The organism is Arcanobacterium pinnipediorum, from assembly GCF_023973165.1.
GTDB lineage: Bacteria > Actinomycetota > Actinomycetes > Actinomycetales > Actinomycetaceae > Arcanobacterium > Arcanobacterium pinnipediorum.
The window spans coordinates 1,357,315-1,379,034 of record NZ_CP099547.1 but is presented as its reverse complement, the minus strand read 5'-3'; the positions used below and the strand labels follow the sequence as shown (position 1 = coordinate 1,379,034).

The following is a 21,720-nucleotide window of genomic DNA, read 5'->3' as shown; positions in this document are numbered from 1 at the left end:
CTCCCGCTAGAGTGGAGAAACCCCAAGAGATTTACCGGCCAGACCGCGTGCGCGACGCCCCAACACACTAGCTATCTCATCAAGAGCATCATGAGCTGGTGAAGAACTATCTTGGCTGGCAAGTGGAACACCGGCGTCTCCGCCTTCACGCAGCGGTTGTTCGAGGGGCACTTGACCCAAGAGCGGCACATCGTAACCGAGAATGTAGGAAAGTTCGTCAGCTACTTTCTTGCCGCCACCAGAGCCAAAGATTTCCATCTTTGAACCATCTGGCATGGCAAGGAATGACATATTCTCAATCACGCCAACCACGCGTTGTTCGGTTTGTTTTGCCATCATGCCTGCACGTTCGGCAACATCGGCGGCCGCCACCTGCGGGGTAGTAACCAAAACAACTTCTGATTGCGGAATGAGCTGGGCAACCGACAGCGCAATATCACCGGTACCAGGTGGCAGATCGATGAGAAGAACATCAAGATCGCCCCAGTAAACATCGGAGAAGAACTGTTCGAGAGCACGGTGAAGCATAGGCCCACGCCATACAACAGGAATATTTTCTTCCATAAACATGCCAATAGAAATGGTCTTCACATCGTGTGCTATCGGCGGAATGATCATCTTATCAACAACCTGTGGCGGCGACGTGACTCCCATCATCTGCGGGATTGAAAAGCCATAAATATCGGCATCAACAATGCCCACCTTCAGTCCTTGGCGTTGCATAGCCGTAGCTAAATTGACAGTCATTGACGACTTCCCAACGCCACCTTTGCCCGAAGAGATAGCATAGACGCGGGTCAATGACCCAGCTTCTTGGAACGGGTTGTGCCGCTCGGGATTGCCCCCACGCAACGTCTTTCGTAACTGTGCTTTTTCTTCGTCGTTCATAACCCCCATGACGACCTCGACTCCCGTCACCCCGGCAACAGCTGACACGGCTTGAGTAGCATCCTCGGTGAGTTTATTGCGTAACGGGCAACCGGCAGTGGTGAGGTTGATACCAACGGTAACCAGACCCTCGTCGTTAACTTCCACCGAACGAACCATACCGATATCGGTGATCGGTCGCTTGATTTCTGGGTCGTAGACGGTGGCTAGGGCTTGATTGATCTTTTCGATAGAAATAGTCATGACAGTCAGTCTACCTTCTTTTCGCCATGTTCTTCATGCGCCTTTAGTCGCGCAATTTCACGCTCGAGTTTAGCGATATGTTCATCTTTTTCCGATAGTTGCGACACGAGTTCCGTATTCGTCTCGCGATATATCTCCAACTGATCGCGGATCTCGGAGCGAACAAAGTCACGGGTGGCAATCTCATTCATTGCCAACCGCAGCGAGGCGATCTCGCGGGTAATATATTCGGTGTCAGCAAGGTTGCGCTCTGCGGTAAAACGATCTTGCTGTGCTGTCACGCGATCGCGATCATCCTGACGATTTTGTGCAAGCAAAATAAGCGGCGCAGCATAAGAGGCCTGGAGCGAGAGCATCAACGTCAAGGCAGTAAAGCCGAGCTCAGCTGAGTCGAATCGTAACGCATTTGGTCCCCACGTATTCCAGGCCAGCCACACGGCAACGAATATCGATAGATAGACGAGGAACTGCGGCGTTCCAGAAAACCGCGCGATGCGCTCAGAAATAACTCCGACCGCGTCAGAGTTCCACCGCGCTTTGCGGATCCGGCGTGAGCGCTTATCTGATGGTTCATCAAAGTTTGCCATTATTCTTCACCCTCCTCGTCATAGTTGTGCTGAGCATCAACAGCTTCATCGAGTTCATCTTCGTCAGCTTCGCGCCAGTCTTCAGGTAGCAAGTGATCGAGTACGTCATCAACTGAGACCGCACCGACGAGTGTTTCTTCGGCAACTACCGGAAGAACAGTCAAATTGTAGGTTGCCAACAGTCGAGTAATGGTACCAATGCCGTCGTCAGGTGATAAGGCTTCAACTTGTTCGATGATCCCGCCGATCATATTCGACGGCGGTTCGCGCAGCGCACGTTGTAAATGAACGACGCCGATATACCGACCGGTTGGAGATTCGTGCGGGGGACGGGTCACAAAAATCATTGACGCTAATGCTGGCGGTAGTTCGGGCCGGCGGGCTTGCGCCAAGGCCATCGCAACGGAGGCGTCTGGGGATAAGATAATGGGATCGGTGGTCATCAAACCACCGGCGGAGCGTTCCGAGTAGCTCATCAGGCGGCGCACGTCGCGAGCATCTTCGGGTTCCATACGTTCGAGCAATGCTTCAGCTTGGGCTTCGGGCAGCTCGTTGACCAAGTCGGCCGCATCGTCTGGTTGCATGACTTCCAAAACGTCAGCTGCGCGATCGACGTCGAGAGACTCCATAATGGTCACGCGATCATCATCACCGAGTTCTTCCAAGACATCTGCTAGACGTTCATCTGAAAGTTCACGGGCGACGGCGAGCAAGCGATCTTCGGGAAGGTCACGCAACACATCAGCAACATCGGGTGCTTTTAACCCCGAGATTTGCGCCAGCAAAGCGGTTGCGCCTTGCGAGGTTTCTTTAATTCCTAGCCCGCGAACGCCAGAGGCGGGAATTAGGAGGGTATTTCCAGCATCTTTGGCAGTGGAGGCCATTCGCACATAGAGTGTGGTGACCCGCCATTCTCTACCGCGAGTTTGTTCGATAGCGAGGTCTTCGACTTCGGCACGTTCGCCAGAGTCGATGATTGTGACTTGCCGATCGAGAAGTTCGCCTACTGCCATCGCTTCAACTGGGCGTTGGTTAAACCGGCGCATATTTAACACCCCAGTAGTGATCACTTGCCCGTTGGCCATTGAGGTAACTCGGGTTAGCGGTAGAAATACTCGGCGCTTGCCGGCTACGTCAACGGTTAGCCCCACTGCTAGTGGGGCGCCGCGTAATCGAAAAACCACGACGACGTCGTTCACCTTGCCAACGCGATCACCAATCGGATCGAAAACGTCGGCTCCAGCTAGGCGTCCAACAAAGACGCGAGACGGGTTACGAGTGCTCATAATTCACTCTCCTATTCGTCGTGGCGGGAGTTCCCGCGATAGTGGTTACATTGGTAGTTCGCCTTGCTAGGTTGGTTATTGTGCGAGGCGAGCCATCCAGTTTTCGATGTCTTCAACGGTGCGCGGGATGTTTTCTGACATGCGTACTGCGCCGTTTTTGGTGATGACGATGTCATCTTCGATGCGCACACCGATTCCGCGGAACTCTTGTGGAACCTTCAGATCATCTTCTCTAAAGTACAAACCTGGCTCAATAGTAAAGACCATGCCTTCTTCCAAGAGTGCATCTTGGTAGAGTTCGCGCTTAGCTTGGGCGCAATCGTGAACATCGAGACCGAGATGGTGTGATGTTCCATGTGGCATCCAGCGGCGATGGTATTGGTTTTCCGGAAGTAACGACTCTTCTGCCGATACGGGCAAGATTCCCCATTGATGAAGGTGGCGAGCAATGACGGTCATGGCAGCTGCGTGCACGTCGCGGAAGCGCACTCCTGGCTGGGAGGCGACCTCGAGTGCATAATCACATGCTTCGAGGACTGCTTCGTAAACGAGACGCTGAGTATCGCTGAATTTTCCTGAGACTGGCAGAGTGCGAGTGATATCAGCGGTATAGAGCGAATCTACTTCGGCTCCAGCATCAATGAGCATCAGTGTGCCATCTTCTAACGGTCCATCGTTTTTAATCCAGTGCAAGGTATTGGCGTGATTACCAGCAGCTGCGATCGTGTCATATCCGAGTCCGTTACCTTCTTCGCGAGCTTTAGCAAAGAATGCTCCTTCGATAACTCGTTCCCCACGCCAGTGGGTGCGAGCGCGTGGGAATGAGGCAACGATCTCATCAAAGCCGGCGGCAGTAACATCAACAGCCTTTTGCATTTCAGCGATCTCGTACTCGTCTTTAATAAGGCGCAGTTCTGAGGCTGCTTCTGCAAGCTGAGCGTTGAGCTCACTTGCGCTAGAAGTTAAGCCATTTTCTTGGCGCAATTCTTCAACAAGAGATTCAATAGCGGCATCAGATTGGGGAATAACTCGGATCTGAATTTCGCCAAGATCCTTAGCTAGAGCATCGCGCAAGGTATCTATATGTGCCACATTCAACCCGGTCAAAGTAGACATTTCTGGGGCGGAAAGGCGAGCTCCCACCCAAAACTCACCATGGCGTGAATCTGCATAGAATTCTTCAGACGATCGAGATGCTCGCGGATGGAAGTAGAGAACTGCTTCGTGGGTTGCAGTTTCGGTGATCTCGGCCTGCGGTAGTGGATGGAGAACGAGGACTGCACCTGGTTCATCTTCACCGCCTAAACCAGTCAAGTGAGCAAATGCGGAGTGGGCACGGAACCGGTAGTCACTATCGTTAGAACGGACTTGAAGATCGCCAGCGGGGAAGACGAGGCGTTCTCCGCGGAATTGAGATCCCAACTTAACGTGGCGCTCCGGTAGATAATCGGCTGCAGCACTTCGTTGTGGACCGCTAGGACGCTCACCCCAATCTTGACCGATGAAAGAACGGAATGCGTCGCTTTGTGGACGTTGCGTGCGGTTATGTGCGCGCTCTTCGAGGGATTGTTTTTTTTCATTCATAACTCTATTATCCCATTATTTTCTGCCGATTCTAAAAGATAACTCAAGGTGTGAGTAGGTCGTGGTGGAGGCGTTGAGTACTATGAAGATATGAACATTGATCTCCATACACATTCGTCGTATTCCGATGGCACTGATTCTCCTCAGGCCTTAATACAACGTGCCCGCCACGAGCGAATCGATGTTATTGGATTAACTGATCACGATACGGTTGCCGGCTGGAGCGAGGCCAGCCAAGCTAGCGCCCACGCCGGCATTAAACTCGTGCGCGGAATGGAGATAACTGCGCGCTACCGGGAAGTTCCCGTACACATCTTGGGCTATCTATTCGATCCACAACACCCCAGCATCACCGCGCACATAGCCAAGCTACACGATTCGCGTATCGGGCGTGCACGCGAGATAATCCAACGCTTAGCAGTTGACTACCCGATTACATTTGACGACGTCGTCGCCCACGGTGCGCCTGGTGCGGTTCTTGGACGTCCGCACATAGCTGACGCTCTGGTTAGTCTTGGTGCGGTTGAATCGCGTTCGCAAGCGTTCGAAGAACTGCTTGCCCCATCCTCGCCCTACTATGTAAGCCACTATTCTTCCGAAGCGATCGACGTCGTAACCTTTATCCGCCAAGCCGGTGGAAAGTCGGTGTGGGCTCACCCGTGGGCCGCCTCGCGTGGCCAGATTGCAGCCGAAAGTGCGTTCGAGGAATTAGCCGATGCAGGCCTGTTTGGAGTTGAAGTAGATCACCGTGACAATCCTGCCGATACACGGCCGGCGTTGGCTGATATTGTTAAGTCGTATGGACTTGCACGGTTCGGATCTTCGGATTATCACGGAACTGGCAAACCCAATCAGCTCGGCGAATTCACCACGTCAGCTGATGTGTATTTTTCGTTAATTGACGGGACTTTTGCGGAGGTTATTTAGTGGCATTTGATACAGCATTGTTTGTCTCGGCATTCGCAACACTATTTGTAATTATCGATCCTCCGGGAAATCTGCCAATTTTCCTTGCGCTGACCTCGAAAGCCTCAGAACGTAATCGCAGACGCATCGCATTCCAAGCCAACTTCATCGCCCTAATCTTGCTGATGTTATTTGGCTTCTTTGGTTTTGCGATGTTCAATGCGCTGGGAATTTCTGCCGCTGCATTGCAAATCTCGGGCGGTTTGCTACTGTTACTTATCGCATTGCAGTTACTAACCGGGCAAGAAGAAGATCCCGGTGAATCCGATGGTGATTTGCACGTGGCGATGGTTCCATTAGGAATGCCGTTGTTGGCTGGACCAGGATCTATCGTGGCCTTCATGCTACTCGTAGACGAAGCAGGACACGATTGGACACGAATCATCACCACAGTTTTGGGGTTGGTCACGGTTTTAACCATCTCTTGGCTAACGATGCGCTTCGCCAACCCCATCTTCAAGCTTTTGGGTGAGTCAGGCATTATGCTCTTGACCCGGCTTTCTGGAATGCTACTTGCGGCCATTGCCGCGCAGTTGATTATCAACGGCATCGTCACGGTGGTAAATACGAGTTTCTTAGGTGGATAGTCGGTGTAATTTCGCCACCCAGTTTAATCACTTTGGTCAAGATACGTTTTGGGGTCCCATCTCTTGATGGGACCCCAAAACGTATCAGCTATCGCGCTAAATTATTTAGATCTGAGCGTTACGACTGACTATTCGTTTTACGAATTCGACGACGCTGGCGCGGAGTGCGTTCTGGTTGTTGATCGCTGTGCCGTGACTGCTGTGCGGAACGATCCGAGCGCCGCGGCGTGTTGCCCCGAGAGCGGCTACTTGTTCGATTCCGACCGCGACCAGCACTCTTTCCGGTTTCGCCCAAATCCTCGATCTTTTCGGCAGTTAAGCCTTCGCGAGTACGTTGAGATTGAGGAAGATATCCGGTCACATCAGTGGGAATATCGAGGTCAGTGTAGAGATGATCAGAGGTGTGGTAGGTTTCAACTGGCTCAGGCATCCCCAACGAAAGTAGCTTATTGATAACCGACCAGCGTGGAGTATCTTCCCAATCAACAAAAGTGATTGCGGTACCAGAATGACCCGCGCGCCCGGTTCGACCAATCCGATGAATGTAGGTCTTTTCGTCTTCGGGGGCTTGGTAGTTGATGACTTGGGTGACGTTATCGACGTCGATACCACGCGCAGCTACGTCGGTTGCAACGAGCACGTCAATTTTGCCGTTCCGAAACGCGCGCAGGGCTTGTTCGCGTGCGCCTTGGCCGAGATCGCCATGCATTTCTCCGGTGGCGAATCCACGTTCTGTAAGATCTTGAGCTACTCGTGATGCGGTTCGTTTGGTGCGGGTGAAAATAATCGATAGGCCGCGGTTCTTTGCTTGTAAAATACGAGCGAGGACCTCAATTTTGTTCATCGCGTGGGTACGGTAGACCACTTGGCGAACCGACTTAACTGTGGTCGAATCATCATCATGGGCTTGAGCTCGAATGTGCGTGGCGTGGGACATGTATCGCCGTGCCATCGCCACGACCGGCCCGGGCATCGTTGCAGAGAACAACATCGTATGCCGGGTTGGCGGGGTAGCGCTAAGAATCTTCTCTACGTCTTCTAAAAAGCCCAGATCAAGCATTTCATCGGCTTCATCCAGAACAACTGTTTTAACCGCATGTAAATTCAGCGTGTGATGTTTAAGTAAATCGATCAAGCGCCCCGGGGTGCCTACGACGATCTCAGCGCCTTTCTCCAGATCTTTGACCTGAGGTTCATAGGCGCGACCACCGTAGACTTCGACCACTCGCACACTGCGGTTCTTCGCAGCGTTGCGCAGATCTTGGGCTACCTGCTTGGCAAGTTCTCGAGTAGGGACGACGACGAGACCTTGCGCAGCACCTGGATGGTCGAGATTCTCAAATCCATCTTCACCAGGGCCAATGCAACGCTCGATCATCGGAATGCCAAACCCTAGGGTTTTCCCGGTACCGGTTTTGGCTTGCCCGATAATATCGGAGCCTTTGAGTGCAACGGGCAGTGTGAGTGCCTGAATAGGGAAGGGGTGGGTGATTCCTTGAGCTTGAAGGGCAGCAACGATAGGAGCAGAGACTCCATAATCGGCAAATGTTTTTTCTTCGAGGTTGAGTTCTGAGGCAGTAGCTTCGATATCTGCCATCGGCTCAGTAGTAGTTGGTACGGATGCACCTGATGTATCCGCAATTCCTGACGTTTGGGTCATACTTATGCTTTCTATGTTCGGCTTTCGGTACTTTTAGGCGAAACCGAAACCTACACGCCGTTGCGGCGTTCCAGATATTTGAACATAGCCAAGAGCATGAGCTGGTACAAAAACTGTTTCATTATCTGAGCTGGTGAGCACCAGAGGTTTTTGTGATGCTAACGCATCGGAGATAAGGGCATTGATCTCTTCACTAGACATATCGACGCTCAAGCTTACTGCTCCAGCAACGTCACGAATTCCAATTGTAATATCCAAGGCTAGTCCTTTCTTTTCCCTATGAGTCTACCGCTCTGGTCAGATACTGTCAGCTTCCATCGCGCTCGGCGTAGTTTTTGTGGAGTTTGCCGTATGCGAGGAAAATTCCGACCAGGATTAGTCCCCAGCCAAAACCTACCGTAGCTGAGCTAAGAGTCTCGATGCTCCAGCCGATAACGCTACCTGCACTGCTCACTACTGGATCAACGAGACTGCTCAGAAGATGATGCGGGCCAGCAAACCCGATTTCATCTAGCTGGATGATGAGCATATGCCCGCCAACCCAGAGCATGGCGAGAGTGCCAACCACAGTCAATAAACGCAAGACCCAGGGCATCGCTTTGAGTAAAAACTTTCCAGTTATCTGCAACAAACGCTGGTTTTTAAGCGAAAGCGCAAGTCCGACGTCGTCGGCTTTAACAATCAACGCAACAACGCCGTAGACGAAAATCGTGATCAAGAACGCAACAAAAATGAGAATCATGGCTTGTTGCCAAATAGATGAATCGGAAACTTCGTTGAGCGCGATAACCATGATTTCAGATGACAAAATAAAATCAGTTCGCACCGCTTGGCGCACGATGGAATCTTCTGATTGCGTCACGATAGCAGGGGTTTGCGGTGAGTGCCCAGCTAGTCGTTCGACGATTTTGTGGGCTCCTTCAAAACACAGATAGGATCCGCCGACGATGAGCAAATAGGGCAAGGACCACGGCGCAAAAATCGATAAGAGCAAGACGGCAGGCAGAATAAAAAATATCTTGTTGCGGATCGATCCGCGAGTAATTCGCCAAATAATTGGGAGTTCGCGTTTCGGACTTAGCCCTTTGACGTACTGCGGTGTAACGGCAGTATCGTCGATAATAACGCCCAGAGTTTTCGATCCGGCTTTTGCTGCACCGGCCGCTACGTCATCTAAAGAAGCGGCAGCGATTTTGGCAAGTGCGGCAACGTCGTCGAGTAGTGCAATAAGTCCACCAGCCATAAAACCTCCATGTGTATTGATTCTAGTTTCGATCGTACGGTAAGTGAAACGAGAATGTGTGGGAGGTGGTAGATATTATGGATTTAACCCCACCAGATAGTATGCGAACTCAAAGGGATAAGATATGTGTGACCACGTTCTCGATCAATCACAACAAGCCGTTGTCAGTGCGTGCGAAGATATCGCTCGATCGCACATTGGTGGGCGCGCACTATCTGTTATCGGTGCGGCAAGCACCGGTAAAACCACACTATTGCGCAGGTGCCTTCAAGCCGTATTGAGGCACAGTCCCAACGCTTCGATAGCGGTTCTATCCCCAGATCGCCGGGCCGCAGATGAGACGAGAAATACGATTGTTGGTGAACTCAAAGTCCTTGGTGAACATGTCCGGGTGCGATCTATTTCAGCTTTCGCCTTCGCAATCGTCTCGCGCTACGCCCAAGCAGTAGGAAGGAAAGAACCAGAGCTCCTTTCTGGTCCGGAGCAAGATGCGTTGATCAAAGAACTTTTTGATGTCGCAACCAAATACTATCCACACGCCAACGCATTGGGATCTGTAGATCCTGAAGTAGCTCACATGGAGGCATTTCGCCAAGAGTACCGAGATTTGCTTACGCGCAGTGCCGAACTTGGGATAACGGCACAAGAACTGCGCGAGCTGGCAGAAGCGGAAAATAATCCCTCATGGTTCATCGGTGCAGAGCTCATGGAGGAGTATGAAAAAGCGTTGGCGGTCCAAGCTGGTACCGGCTACGCACAGCCTGATCGCACTGACCATGCGCGAATCGTTCAGCAAGCCGCAGCGTTTCTCCAGCAGTGGGATAGGGCGCAAGTTGGCCAGATTGGTGCCCAGCGGCCACAGTGGGATTGGATATTTGTCGACGACGTGTCTAATTCCACCCTAGCGCTACGGTCATTACTGCGCGAATTGCATAATCTTGGTGCCAACATCGTTGTTTTCGGGGATCCAGATAGTGCCGTGCAAGGCTATCGTGGCGGGATTGCTCACCTTCAATCTCTGCTTTCGCGCCCGGTAGCCGCCGGTGGGATAGATGCCCAAACCTTTGTTTTAGCTCATCGCTATCGAGGTGGTGGGCAGATTGAGCCGATCATTACTATGCTTGAAACTGGTATTCATGTTGCTGGTTCTGCACTGGGAAGGAAAGCAGATACGCAGTATGCAGATCCGGTCACAGCTAGTGCACATATTCTTCTTAGTGACCATGATGAAAACTCATACTTAGCGAGCCGAATCCGCCAACTGCATCTTGAAGAAAAAGTGGCTTATTCTCAGATCGCAGTTGTGACGCGCTCGCGTTCGCATCATCATAGTTTACGCCAGGCCTTGCTCGATAGAGGAGTGCCGGTTCAGCCGCTGAAATCAGTGAGTCCATTGCGATTCCAGCCAGTTGTAGCAGATCTGATTCTCGCTATCAAAATTGCTCTTGGTCTTAGCGAACCCGCACAGCTTGCCGGCCAGCTTCGCCAACTCTTAACTGGGCCGTTGTTTGGTTTAACGCCAGTGGAGCTTTCGTCGTTGATCAAGCGCTTGCATGGTTGGGAGTTATTGGGCGGCGGAAGGAAAATTGGCGATGAATTGCTTGCCACTATTGCTGATCAAGATCCAGATTCTCCAGCTGCTAAAATACCGCAATTTAGCCATATCCGGCTCGTCTTCGATGCAGTGCGTAGCGCAGTTTCGCATGATCCGCTAGCGGAAAATGTTTTGTGGGTAGCGTGGGAAAAAATTGGTAAGGCTCAGCAGTGGCGCGAACAAGTTCTCGCCGGAAGTGAAGGGAGCGATGAAGCGGATCGCAATCTCGATGCTGTGATTCAACTGTTTCGGATAGCCCAGCGCTTATCTGACCGTGATCCACAAACAGCCCAGATTACAGATTTGTTGCGAGTTCTTGACGAACAAGAAATACCAGAGGATTCCATTGCTCGCACCTCGGCTATGGAAGATGGAATTGTGTTGACCTCCCCTTCGGCAGCTATCGGGCAAACGTGGGAGTGGGTATTCATTGCAAAAATCAATGAAGGTATCTGGCCCAATCTGCAACTTCGCAACCCGTTAACGCAAGTACCGCAGTTAGTCTCGCGTGTGGTTGGCAGTGAGCTCGCCGGTCAAGAAGTCCGTGGCGAACAGCGCCTCGCCGACGTCGTCGACGACGAACTGCGGATGCTACTTTATAGTGTTTCGCGAGCCAAATCCGGCGTTGAGTTTACATGTGTACATTCTGAAGATGTTTTGCCCTCGCGCTTTATGGATTGGTTATTTCCGTCAGAATCACAGCTTTTGACCGTGCATCAACAAGAGTCGCTAAGCCTTGATTTTCCAACGTTTGTTGGCCAATTACGTCAAGCGCAACGGTTGGCAGATCCTAAGCTACAAGCTCGTGCAAGTGATTATCTTGCTCAGCTTCAAGCAGGCAATATCGGTGGCATGGAAGCGAAAATATGGGCAGATTCGATTGAGTACACACAAGGTGATTTCCCTGACGTGCCCGTCCGGATTTCACCATCGACGGTGGAGAAGATGCTCACCTGCCCGCTACGCGGAACTCTTGATAGCATTCATGGCCAGGAAATTGGCGATAGTGCGCTGGCAGATCTTGGCACGCTTATCCACCAGATTGCCGAAGAAACCCAAACACCTGATCGAGATAGGATGCTAGAGCGACTAGATCAGTTGTGGGAAGGTGCAGAATTTGGAACTGATATGCACGCCCAGCAACTGAGGTATCGAGCCGAAGCGATGGTGGAGAAGCTATATAGCTATTTGGTTGAACACCCCGGGGACGCGCACAAGGAAATTTATGCGCGAGTAGATCGTGGCGATGTTATCGTTTCGGGAAAACTTGATCGGGTTGAATATGATCCAGCTAGCCCCGATGAAGTACGCGTAGTTGATTTCAAGACTGGAAAGGTAGCTCCCGCAAAATCTCTAAGCGAGACGGTACCTCAGCTGTTGATATATCAGTGGCTGGTTGAAGAAGGTGGACTCGTTGTCGAACCTGGCCAATCCAAACCCACCACAAGTTTGGGAGCACGATTAGTCCATGTTGGTACCGATAGGAAAGACTATTCTTTAACTGAGCAAAGTCCGTTGGATCAAGAACGTAGAGCGCTCGTTGAGAATATGATTGATTCGGTTGCAAATCTTCGCCAAGCACATTCCGTTCCAGCAATCGTCAATGATGGATGTAGAACGTGCTCCTATCGTGTTTTATGTCCTGCATATGAAGGGAAGCGCATTTTCTCATGATCACTTATGACGACTTTATTGCTCACGATAAATTTCCCCCAACCGAAGAACAGCGAGCGGTTATAACGTCTGAGCATCAAGCTACTTTGGTTATTGCTGGTGCGGGATCGGGGAAAACAGCAACTATGGCTAATCGAATAGCTTGGATGTTGGCCGCCGAGGTAGCCCAACCGCAAGAAATCTTAGGGTTAACTTTCACCCGTAAAGCAGCCGGCGAGCTAGCTGATCGCGTGACGAAGAAGATACGGGAAATAACTCAGCACGGCCTGATTTCACCGCAAACGCTCACGTCGAATACAGATGAACTAGATCAATGCCCCGAAAATCAAGCAGCATCATTGATTCACGCTGGCTTAAATCGGCCAACTATGACCACCTATAACTCCTTTGCATCGCAAATTGCAACATCGTATGCCATGCTCATCGGGGAAGATCCTGATGCGCGTTTAATGAATGAGGCAGAGCGGTATCAGCTTATGAACGATATCGTCTCAGGTAGTCAACTCCACGAATCGCTAGTGAAGTTATCGGTAGATGGAGTAACTCGTGCCGCGCTGAACACCGCCGCGGGTCTCATCGACAACGACGTCACTATCGTCCAAGCCCGAGATAGCCTCCAACACGAAGCTAGCGCCGTCGATTCCGTCCTCCAGGTGCGACTTTCAGCCAAGACTACCCCGGAGAAAAATAGTGTTGAATACGAACTTTATCAGCGAGCATCGAAAGTATTTACGCGCAAGCCAGTGCTAGAAAATCTCGAAGGGCGATTGCAGATCCTTGAGTTTGTTGAGCGATACTTTGAGGCGAAAAAACAACGAGGGCTTATCGAGTTCTCGGATCAGGTTGCGTGGGCTACGCGGATACTGCGATCCGTTCCGGCAGTACGTGATTCAATCCGCGCTGCATTTCCGGTGGTGTTACTCGATGAGTTCCAAGATACGTCAGTAAACCAAGCTACTTTGTTACGTGAAGCGTTTAAGGATGCGCGTTCCGTAACCGCTGTAGGTGATCCGAACCAAGCCATATATGGTTGGCGAGGGGCATCGGCTAATGCATTTGCTGATTTCGTTGAACAATACGAGGTCAGTGATGATGCGCAGCTATCCTTAACTCAAGCTTTTCGCAATTCTACAGAAATTTTGAACGCCGCTAATCAGCTTACGTTTCAGAAACTGTCTTATGATGGACTAGATGTCAAGAAACTCCGGCCTGGTCCAAGTGCTAGTGCCGGTGAGGTCGTGCGCATTCACCGGCACTATGCGCGTGATACATATACCGCCTTGGCTCAGCGTTTAGCCCACGAAATACGTCATCCCGACCAAGGCAAAACCCCTAGCATTGCTGTGCTGGTTCGCAACCACAGTTTCGAAGACTTTGTAGCACAAGCACTTGATGAGGTCGGTGTGCCATACGAAGTTATAGGTGGCAGGTCGATTATCGTCCGGCCTGAAATCCGTGCTGTTCGTGCATTATTAGCGGTTGTGGATAACCCACAACGCAACGATCAGCTACTGTATTTGATGAACTTTTTTGGTATCGGGGTTAGCGATCTGCAACAGTTTTCCGCTGTTGCAGAAAAGTATGCACGCAACGAACAAAGCCAGTTCGTTAGCGAAGTGCGCGAAGGAAAAGACGCCGAGCGCGCCCAACTTCTGGAAAAAGAGCTTGGCCGGCCAGAGGTGAGTTTGATCCATGCCTTGTTGGCTGAAGAGGACTTCAGTCAGATGAGTACGGCAGGCCAGCAACGAATCAGCTATCTTGCAGATGTAGTACGTCAAGTCCAAGGCCAACGGCACAAGCCGTTGAGCGTCCTCGTCTCTAGTGCGATAGATGCCTTAGATCTCCATATTTATGCCACCACGCGATTCAAAGGGGGAGCAGCACTCAAAGCGGCTCTTTCAGAATTTATTAAACTCTCTGGAACATTCCAGGCACAGGAGCAAACTGGGCAGCTATCAAGATTCTTAGAGTGGATCGATTTGATGGAGATTCACGAACATGCCGGAGAAATAACCCCGGCATCTGATCTTTCATTGGGGGAAGATATAGCTCCCCAAGCTGGCCTGGTCCAAATCTTAACCGTCAATGCTGCAAAAGGTTTGGAATGGGATATTGTAGCTGTTCCTGAGCTGGTGGAGAAGCGGTTTGATTATCGCAAACGGCGCTACCCATTTTGGCACAAGAATATTGACGTATTTCCAGAGCTGTTGCGTGCAGACGCGCAACATATCCCAACATTCAGCGCACAAGACTACGTCCACTACGATGAGCCACGAGTCGCAAAATGTGAAGCTCTAGTCGACTATGGCAGATACGAGCAGGCAGTTCAACAACACTCTGGGGATGAAGAACGCAGATTAGCGTATGTTGCCTTCACTCGTCCGCGACGTCTCCTGCTGCTTTTGACATACGAATTTGGCGATGAAGAAAAGGCATCGAAGAATTTCCGGGAGGCAATAGAAGCACTCGAGGAAAATACCCAAAACTCTATCCACAATGATCACGATGAGCAAATAGCTAGTCCTGAACTTTCAGATAGAAGTATGAGCCAGGCGCAAGGCGCACACTCTCCGCTATTTTTCACCAACGTATTTATCGAAGATCTAGCAGGTTATGTCACTCCAGATGAGAACTTCGAAGTACCGTTTAGTAACGAGGAGTCCTTCATCGAATGGGGACGCGAACAAGGATTATCCGCCCAAGAGCCTTCCCCTAGCAGCCCTCAAACACACGGCTTCGATGTTCTTTGGCCATCAAGCGTAGACCGGGCCATTGAACCGGTTATGGGTGGAATCCCAGTATCGCAGATCGATGTTGAACACGTTGAACGTGTTTGGCACGAAACGTTTAAGCGATTATGCGACGATCATTTTCTGCCAGAAAACAAAAATCAGGCGGTGCAACGAGATTACCTGACAGCTTCCGATATTGTTTCGCTGATGGGTGATGCACAGCAATTCTATGCAGACCAACGCCGGCCGATCCCGCAACAAATTTCGCATGCCGTACGAGTAGGAACTAGCGTCCACAAAGCTATTGCCCAACATTTCGATACTATCCTCACCCTCGATATTGATTCGGTGATGGGATCTGGTGAAATGCCGATCGCGCGTGATGCTGCTTTGGAAGATAAGACGGTAGAAAAGTATATCGATCGATTTAAACATTCACCTTTCGCTGACTTACCACACCTCGCCATCGAACAGGCGCTCGAAATCCAGATCGCCAACTATCCGGTGCGATGTGTTATTGACGCAGTATTCGATACCTCTGACATTCCAGGTGGGCAACCAATCACTATCGTGGATTGGAAAACAGGAAAACGCCCCACTATGGAAAAGATACGCGAACGCGAATTACAACTTGGTCTCTACCGGTTGGCGTGGGCACAAGCACACGGAGTAGAACTAGAGACTATCGATGCGTGTTTTTACTATCTTGGAGAAGACGATCCGCAAAACAGGGCAGTATATGCCGGGGCGTTAAGTCGCGAACAGATAACTGCAGCTATCCTCGAATCGCTTTCATCCATTGGATAGTTTTAGACGATGTTCGTTATACGGCGGGGTTATTTCCACATCCCGGAAATAACCCCGATCATGCACAAGAATCGTTCGTGAAATGTAGTGTGGTGCAGTGGCCTACACTAGGTAACAATAACGGCTTTCGTGTGTGTAAAAGCCCATTTCCTTGCGGTATGACGCGATTAATCTGCCTGCTCCCCAGGGCGGATTTCGTAGTCAGTTGCATCTTCAGGAATAAGGTCGTCACTTATTGTGTCCACATTCCATACCGGCCCTGGAGCTAAATCTGGATCGGCGGCAACGTCTTGGGCAAGCTCATCCATCATTGTTTCTGCTTCGTCGATAATGGTTTTGTCATGATTGCGGATTCCGAACATCATCCAGCGTGCCAAAGCAATCTCACTGAGTAGGACGATGCGGGTAAAGAAATGTTCATCAATAGTCTCACGCAGCGAATTTCGATACGATTCAACGATTGCGTCAAAGAGAGACTCATCTATGCCAGACATAAGTGAAGCGAAATCTTGGGCAGGATCTCCCACGTGGGCTTCACCGAATCCAAGGACGCAACTAACCTGGCCTTCTGACCACAAAATATTATCTGAAGCAATATCGCCATGAACAACCGCTGGGCGGAAGTTCCACAACTGCGGATTCTCAATTGTGTTTTCCCACCGACGCAACAAAATTGCAGGAATCGATCCGGAAGCATCTGCGTCATGAAGTTCAGTAAGTAAACGCCTGCGAACCGTTTCCGAATCGTATCCAGGCATCCCAGCATCTGTGATAGTTGCAGGCTGGAGTTGGTGAATAGTAGCCAATGTTCGCCCTAGTTCGTGGGCTTGAGCGACGGAAAGATGATCGAAGTCTATAGATTTTCCTAAAGGGCGTGGATAGACGATTGCGCGTCCGTGATCAACTGTGGCAAAACCCGCAGGGCGCATAACGTCGAAGGGCAGGTGACCTTGGCGTAACTGCTCTACAAGAATCGGTGCCAACCCGGCCTCTGCCTCAATCGCGGTCGAGGCGTGAGTATTGCGTGGAACTTTGATAATCCAGTGCTTGCCTTGAGAATCGAGGACGCCACCATAGGCGTAATCCGGGGAGGATGAGTATGGCCCACGGATCGATACAGCGTTGAGCCCGTTAATGGCGACGACGGCGAGTGCGGCTAAATGGTATGGCGACATCTTCATGCCTTTACGGTATCTATTTTTTGGTGCGTTATGCTCCCACACACGCCCCGTAGCACAAATCTCTTCTCTGGAAAGTTGGTTATCCACAGCTGTGGAAAAAATAAACGGTGGTCAAAAACAACGCGATATGCTGGGCGCAACTTGGCAATTCGCCAACGAGTTGGCGGAGAAGATTAGTGGAATTAAACAGTCCAGGAGCACGATATGAAAAGTGATGACGCACACGAGAGGCTAGAAGATCGAGTGCGTGAACTGGTGCGTTCTTCAGGCATTGATCCGCAAACTGACAGTGCCGGGCTCGATCAGCTAATTGATATTGCGCTGCGTGAATATGAAAAAATGACTATCAACGGGGCAGTTATCGCCTTGGACGATAGCGCGGAGGCTATTCGTCGTATCCGGCATAACGTTGGCGGGTTTGGCCCGATCCAACCGCTGATAGATGATCCTGAAATTGAAGAAATCTGGATTAATGAGCCAAGTAAAATTTTTGTTGCTCGCGGTGGGAAAAGCGAACTGACAACGGTGACGTTATCAGAGCAGCAAGTTCGCGATCTTGTGGAACGGATGTTGCGCGCATCGGGACGACGTCTTGATTTATCAAGCCCATTTGTTGATGCCGCACTGCATACCGGTGAACGTTTGCATGTTGTTATTCCAGATATTACTCGCCGGCATTGGTCGGTTAATATTCGAAAATATATTATTCGTCCCCGGCGCCTTGCTGACTTAGTTGAACAAAATGTTTTGAGCACTAGTGCGGCTCGATTTTTAGACGCTAGCGTTGATTCAGGCTTAAACATTGTGGTTTCTGGAGCCACCCAGGCGGGTAAAACCACATTTTTAGGTGCGTTGCTAGGTGCAGTTCCGGCAGGGGAGCGAATTGTGACGGCAGAAGAGGTCTTCGAACTCAATCTCGCGCACCGCGATGTGGTAGCTATGCAAACCAGGCCGCCAAATCTTGAAGACCGAGGTGAAATTACCTTGCGTCGCCTTGTCAAAGAAGCACTTCGTATGCGCCCAGAACGCATCGTTATTGGTGAGGTCCGGCAAGCCGAAGCCTTCGACATGCTCATCGCGTTTAATTCTGGAATTCCTGGAGCCTGTACGATTCATGCGAACTCGGCGCGAGAAGCAGTGAGTAAATTGTGTGCATTGCCGCTGCTAGCTGGAGATAACGTTTCGGGCGGATTCGTGGTGCCAACCGTAGCTCGCTCTATCGACCTCATCGTCCATCTGGATCGCGAGCGCACCGGCCGGCGTCGGGTTCGAGAAATACTTGGCGTCACCGGGCGCGTGGAAGCCGATATTGTCGAAACTGTACCGATTTTTGTTGACGACGGCGCTGGCTTGCGTCAACGCAGTGCAGATGTTCCAGCACGCGAACGTTTTGAACGTGCCGGATACGATATCGCCGAACTATGTGGAGAACCATCATGGGCTTTCTAGCAGGTGCAACAGTTGGGCTAGGTATCCTCTTTGTGCTGCGAGCATGGAATAATCCGCAGCCACTAAGAATTCCACCACTCTTCTATCCCTTCACCGGATCAGCTCTTATCGGAGCATTGGTTGGGTTTTTCCTACTTGATTCGATAGCTGTCGCACTCTGTGGGGCCTTCATGGGTGGGGCAATATATTCCCAGATACGCTCAACGTCTATTCAACGTCGAGTGCGCGCTCAGCGTGAGACCTGGCCAGATGTACTTGACGACATCGTTGCATCCTTGCGGGCCGGGCTTTCAGTATCCCAAGCACTGGCAAAAATCGGTGAACGAGGCCCACAACTCATGCAAGATCCTTTTGCGCGCTGTGCTCAAGCAGTTCGCGCTCACGGACGCATAGATCTCGCAATTGATTTCCTTAAAGACGAATTCCGTGATCCTCTCGCAGACAGAGTGTTAGAAGCAATGCGGCTATCTCACGAACTCGGGGGACGTGACTTAGCATCGATGCTCTCGCGCCTAGCAAGCGTTGTCCGGCAAGATAATCGGGCTCGTGGAGAACTTCTGGCGCGCCAGTCATGGACGGTTAACGGCGCGCGTCTGGCCGCAGTTGCACCCTGGGCGCTCTTGGCGCTGTTTGCAACCCGGCCAGGAACAATCGAAGCTTTTTCAACAACGGGCGGGATAGCAGTGCTCATCGTAGGAGCAGTCGTCACGGTATTGGCCTACCTGGCAATGATGAAACTAGGAGAACTTCCGCCCGATAAACGTATCTTTACCACCGAACCTGTGGGGGACCTAGCTCGCAATCGCGCAGTGATTGAATCCAAGGACGTGCCATGATCAGTACTGTTATTCTCGGCATGGTGTGTGGGTGTGGAGTATTCCTTATCCTCATCGGCCTATTTACTGCCCGTAAATCCTTATCGGTTCGCATCCTAAGCCACGTCGCTACCCGTACACATCGCCCGCGCTCGCGAAGTAGTTTTGAGCGCTTCACGGCGTTGATAATGGGTGTGATTGAGAAGTTAGGCTCAACGCGAGCATCAGTTGCTAAACGGCTCATGGTTCTGGGCAATGAAAGCGTTGAAGATTTTCGGCTCACCCAACTCCAATGGGGCGGTGGTGGGCTCATTGTGGGTGTTTTAGTGGGATTATCCCTAGTTTCACGAGGATATCCGCCAGTAATAGTCATTGTTGTAGCGTTGCTGTGTGCGCTAGGTGGGGCGCTATGGTTAGACTCACGATTAAGTGCCCAAGTCAAGAAAACCTCACAACTTTACACCCGCCAATTGCCTGATGTTATCGAGCTTATTGCGTTAGCGGTCAGTTCGGGTGAACCAGTTCGCCCAGCGATCGAACGCGTTGTGCGGCTAGGCAGTGGCCCGTTGATCGATCAATTCGCTACCACGCTATCGCATGTTCATGCTGGGCTTTCGCTAAGCGAAGCTTTGGGGGAACTCGCGATTCGAACTGATAACCGAAATATTGCTCGGTTTACAGATTCGTTGATTTCTGCGATGGAACAAGGCGGAGGTTTAGCTCAAACTTTGCATCATCAAGCCCGCGATGCTCGCGATGCCTCGCGCCGAGAATTGCTCGAAGCCGGTGGCAAAGCTGAAATCTCGATGATGGTTCCGGTTGTGTTTCTTATTTTGCCCATCACTGTGCTATTCACAATTTTCCCTGCGCTTCATCAACTGAAGTTTACGTAGCTGGCCTACCTCGGCCAGGAAATGTTTACATACGAAAGGTATAATAATGTCATCTATATCTACATGGTTTCTTCGGATCTATCGTCGAACGGTGCAATCGCAGAACCTTGAGCGCCGGGAACGCGGAGATGTTCCCGGTTGGGTCATGATTACACTCATGACAGCTGCGTTGGTCGTCTTGTTGTGGACGACTGTGGGGCCAGCGTTGACCTCGCTCTTCGAAGACGCTATCAGCAGAGTGACCAATATTTCGTGAAAAGGATAGGAAGCGAACCAGGAAACGCGGTGGTGGGCTTTACGGCAACCGTAGGGTTACTTCTGCTCGTTTCGCTAACGCTGGTTAGTCTGGGTTTGACGTGGTTTGCGCGCGAAGTCATGAGTGATTCGGTTGCGTTGGGGGCACGTACTGCTGGCCTTGTGGGCGCCAATGAGGCTATTGCACGCCATCGAACAGCTGAGATGATTACCGCAACCTTGCCGCAACATTTCGCTGCCGATATTGAGGTGAGCTATGGAAATGGTTGGGTCGAAGTTTCTGCCTCAGCTCCAGCTCCGGTGTTGGGCCTGATATTGCCGGTGACGATAGAGGTGCGTTCGCGTGCGCCGGTTGAATAACCACCTGAGCATCACCGCTAAGAGCTACCTCCATACTCCCCGTTACCAACGCCGGGGATCGTATTGTGGCGCAGCAACTAGAGCCGAACCAGGAAATGCTGTTGTGGAATTCGTTGGCATTATGGTTGTTATTATTAGTCCAGCCTTAATCTTGCTGATTTGCCTGAGCACGATTCTGGGGGCTCAATTTGGTGTTGAAGCGGCAGCGCGCGACGTGGCACGAGACATCGTGCGCGCTGAGCGTGTTGATCGTGAGGCGCAGGTGGCGCTGGCTACTGAGATTTGGGAACAGCGCGGATATGATGAGCCTCTCGAGGTGGCAATAACATGTTCTACTGTGCCATGCCTAACCCCAGGAAATGAGGTAAGCGTGAGTGTGTCAGCCCTCATCGAACTACCTGTGATCGGAGTTAGCGTTTTAGTTGATGCAACTCAATCAATGCCAGTAGATCTCTTTAGGCAACGACGATGAACAGCGCTAACCGGCATACCGAAGAAGGCAATCTTTTGATCCTTGGATTAGGAATCTGGATTTTCCTCATTAGCCTCATCCTTGTTGTAGGCGCAGCAGTCAATATTCACAACCTTCGTAAAGATCTACTCGCAGACACTGATGCCCACGCATTGCGGATTGCACAATATATTTCAGATAGCCATTACTATTTGAGCGGAGAAGTTGGTTACGATCACAGCCATCTTGCTGAGTATGTGGCGGCTCACTCCCAGATGTTTACTCAAGGTGATCGAGTAGTTGATATCGGTTTGCTTGAAGATAACACGGTCTCGATTCAACTATGCCGAGACGTCGATGTTGTGCTCGGCCCACAGTTCTTAAATCTGCACAAAACAATTGAAATGTGTGCAACTTCGTCTGCTCGATTGGAGTTTGTAGCTCGGTAATAGCGTAGACTAGGAC

19 protein-coding genes are annotated in these 21,720 nt (G+C 51.0%); 11 read left to right on the top strand and 8 right to left on the bottom strand.

Annotated elements, in window-relative coordinates; genetic code table 11:
* Positions 1–6 precede the first annotated feature (6 nt).
* The 4 genes from NG665_RS06140 to NG665_RS06125 form a co-directional block, all read right to left on the bottom strand.
* On the bottom strand, positions 7–1,131 hold the full coding sequence (locus NG665_RS06140) for an Mrp/NBP35 family ATP-binding protein (protein ID WP_252672830.1): 1,125 nt from the start codon (positions 1,129–1,131) through the stop codon (positions 7–9).
* A 5-nt stretch (positions 1,132–1,136) separates the two neighbouring features.
* The gene (locus NG665_RS06135; RefSeq protein ID WP_252672829.1) at positions 1,137–1,718 is read right to left on the bottom strand and encodes a DUF1003 domain-containing protein; all 582 of its coding nucleotides are present in this window, start codon (positions 1,716–1,718) and stop codon (positions 1,137–1,139) included.
* Positions 1,718–3,004: a magnesium transporter MgtE N-terminal domain-containing protein gene (locus NG665_RS06130; RefSeq protein ID WP_252672827.1), complete on the bottom strand. Its 1,287-nt coding sequence runs from the start codon at positions 3,002–3,004 to the stop codon at positions 1,718–1,720. Before NG665_RS06130 ends, NG665_RS06135 begins: the two co-directional genes overlap by 1 nt.
* 75 nt (positions 3,005–3,079) lie before the next feature.
* A complete protein-coding gene (locus NG665_RS06125) occupies positions 3,080–4,588 on the bottom strand; it encodes an aminopeptidase P family protein (protein WP_252672826.1) in 1,509 nt (502 codons plus the stop codon).
* A gap of 90 nt (positions 4,589–4,678) precedes the next feature.
* Here NG665_RS06125 and NG665_RS06120 point away from each other — a divergent pair, with 90 nt between their 5' ends.
* Both NG665_RS06120 and NG665_RS06115 read left to right on the top strand, forming a co-directional pair.
* Positions 4,679–5,515 carry a PHP domain-containing protein gene (locus NG665_RS06120; RefSeq protein ID WP_252672825.1) on the top strand — a complete coding sequence of 279 codons (837 nt, stop codon included), beginning with the start codon at positions 4,679–4,681 and terminating at the stop codon, positions 5,513–5,515.
* The gene (locus NG665_RS06115) at positions 5,515–6,141 is read left to right on the top strand and encodes a MarC family protein (RefSeq protein ID WP_252672824.1); all 627 of its coding nucleotides are present in this window, start codon (positions 5,515–5,517) and stop codon (positions 6,139–6,141) included. The genes NG665_RS06120 and NG665_RS06115 overlap by 1 nt, the downstream gene beginning before the upstream one ends.
* Positions 6,142–6,259: 118 nt before the next feature.
* On the opposite strand, the gene NG665_RS06110 is transcribed toward NG665_RS06115, so the two are convergent.
* Genes NG665_RS06110 through NG665_RS06100 form a run of 3 tightly spaced genes read right to left on the bottom strand, consistent with a single transcriptional unit; the run spans position 6,260 to position 9,044 of the window.
* Positions 6,260–7,801: a DEAD/DEAH box helicase gene (locus NG665_RS06110; protein ID WP_252672823.1), complete on the bottom strand. Its 1,542-nt coding sequence runs from the start codon at positions 7,799–7,801 to the stop codon at positions 6,260–6,262.
* Positions 7,802–7,834: 33 nt separating this feature from the next.
* Positions 7,835–8,059, bottom strand: a complete 225-nt coding sequence (locus NG665_RS06105) for a DUF3107 domain-containing protein (protein WP_252672822.1) — start codon at positions 8,057–8,059, stop codon at positions 7,835–7,837.
* A 49-nt stretch (positions 8,060–8,108) separates the two neighbouring features.
* Positions 8,109–9,044: a DUF808 domain-containing protein gene (locus NG665_RS06100; protein WP_252672821.1), complete on the bottom strand. Its 936-nt coding sequence runs from the start codon at positions 9,042–9,044 to the stop codon at positions 8,109–8,111.
* 124 nt (positions 9,045–9,168) lie between these two features.
* Here NG665_RS06100 and NG665_RS06095 point away from each other — a divergent pair, with 124 nt between their 5' ends.
* Together NG665_RS06095 and NG665_RS06090 are read left to right on the top strand one after the other, a co-directional pair.
* Positions 9,169–12,312, top strand: coding sequence for a UrvD/REP family ATP-dependent DNA helicase (locus NG665_RS06095; RefSeq protein ID WP_252672819.1), 3,144 nt, complete (start codon positions 9,169–9,171; stop codon positions 12,310–12,312).
* Positions 12,309–15,851: an ATP-dependent helicase gene (locus NG665_RS06090; protein ID WP_252672818.1), complete on the top strand. Its 3,543-nt coding sequence runs from the start codon at positions 12,309–12,311 to the stop codon at positions 15,849–15,851. Before NG665_RS06095 ends, NG665_RS06090 begins: the two co-directional genes overlap by 4 nt.
* A gap of 167 nt (positions 15,852–16,018) precedes the next feature.
* On the opposite strand, the gene NG665_RS06085 is transcribed toward NG665_RS06090, so the two are convergent.
* Positions 16,019–17,032, bottom strand: coding sequence for a phosphotransferase (locus NG665_RS06085; protein WP_252672817.1), 1,014 nt, complete (start codon positions 17,030–17,032; stop codon positions 16,019–16,021).
* Between the two features lie 204 nt (positions 17,033–17,236).
* Between NG665_RS06085 and NG665_RS06080 the strand changes: the two genes are divergently transcribed.
* The 7 genes from NG665_RS06080 (at position 17,237) to NG665_RS06050 (ending at position 21,704) form a co-directional block, all read left to right on the top strand.
* The gene (locus NG665_RS06080) at positions 17,237–18,481 is read left to right on the top strand and encodes a TadA family conjugal transfer-associated ATPase (protein WP_252672816.1); all 1,245 of its coding nucleotides are present in this window, start codon (positions 17,237–17,239) and stop codon (positions 18,479–18,481) included.
* The gene (locus NG665_RS06075) at positions 18,469–19,317 is read left to right on the top strand and encodes a type II secretion system F family protein (RefSeq protein ID WP_252672815.1); all 849 of its coding nucleotides are present in this window, start codon (positions 18,469–18,471) and stop codon (positions 19,315–19,317) included. The genes NG665_RS06080 and NG665_RS06075 overlap by 13 nt, the downstream gene beginning before the upstream one ends.
* Positions 19,314–20,189, top strand: coding sequence for a type II secretion system F family protein (locus NG665_RS06070; RefSeq protein ID WP_252672814.1), 876 nt, complete (start codon positions 19,314–19,316; stop codon positions 20,187–20,189). The genes NG665_RS06075 and NG665_RS06070 overlap by 4 nt, the downstream gene beginning before the upstream one ends.
* A gap of 76 nt (positions 20,190–20,265) precedes the next feature.
* Positions 20,266–20,445 carry a hypothetical protein gene (locus tag NG665_RS06065; RefSeq protein ID WP_435366694.1) on the top strand — a complete coding sequence of 60 codons (180 nt, stop codon included), beginning with the start codon at positions 20,266–20,268 and terminating at the stop codon, positions 20,443–20,445.
* Positions 20,442–20,804, top strand: coding sequence for a hypothetical protein (locus tag NG665_RS06060; protein ID WP_252672811.1), 363 nt, complete (start codon positions 20,442–20,444; stop codon positions 20,802–20,804). Before NG665_RS06065 ends, NG665_RS06060 begins: the two co-directional genes overlap by 4 nt.
* Entirely contained in the window at positions 20,788–21,276 is a 489-nt protein-coding gene (locus NG665_RS06055; protein WP_252672809.1) for a hypothetical protein, read from the top strand. The genes NG665_RS06060 and NG665_RS06055 overlap by 17 nt, the downstream gene beginning before the upstream one ends.
* Positions 21,273–21,704 carry a hypothetical protein gene (locus NG665_RS06050; protein ID WP_252672808.1) on the top strand — a complete coding sequence of 144 codons (432 nt, stop codon included), beginning with the start codon at positions 21,273–21,275 and terminating at the stop codon, positions 21,702–21,704. The genes NG665_RS06055 and NG665_RS06050 overlap by 4 nt, the downstream gene beginning before the upstream one ends.
* Positions 21,705–21,720: the final 16 nt, after the last annotated feature.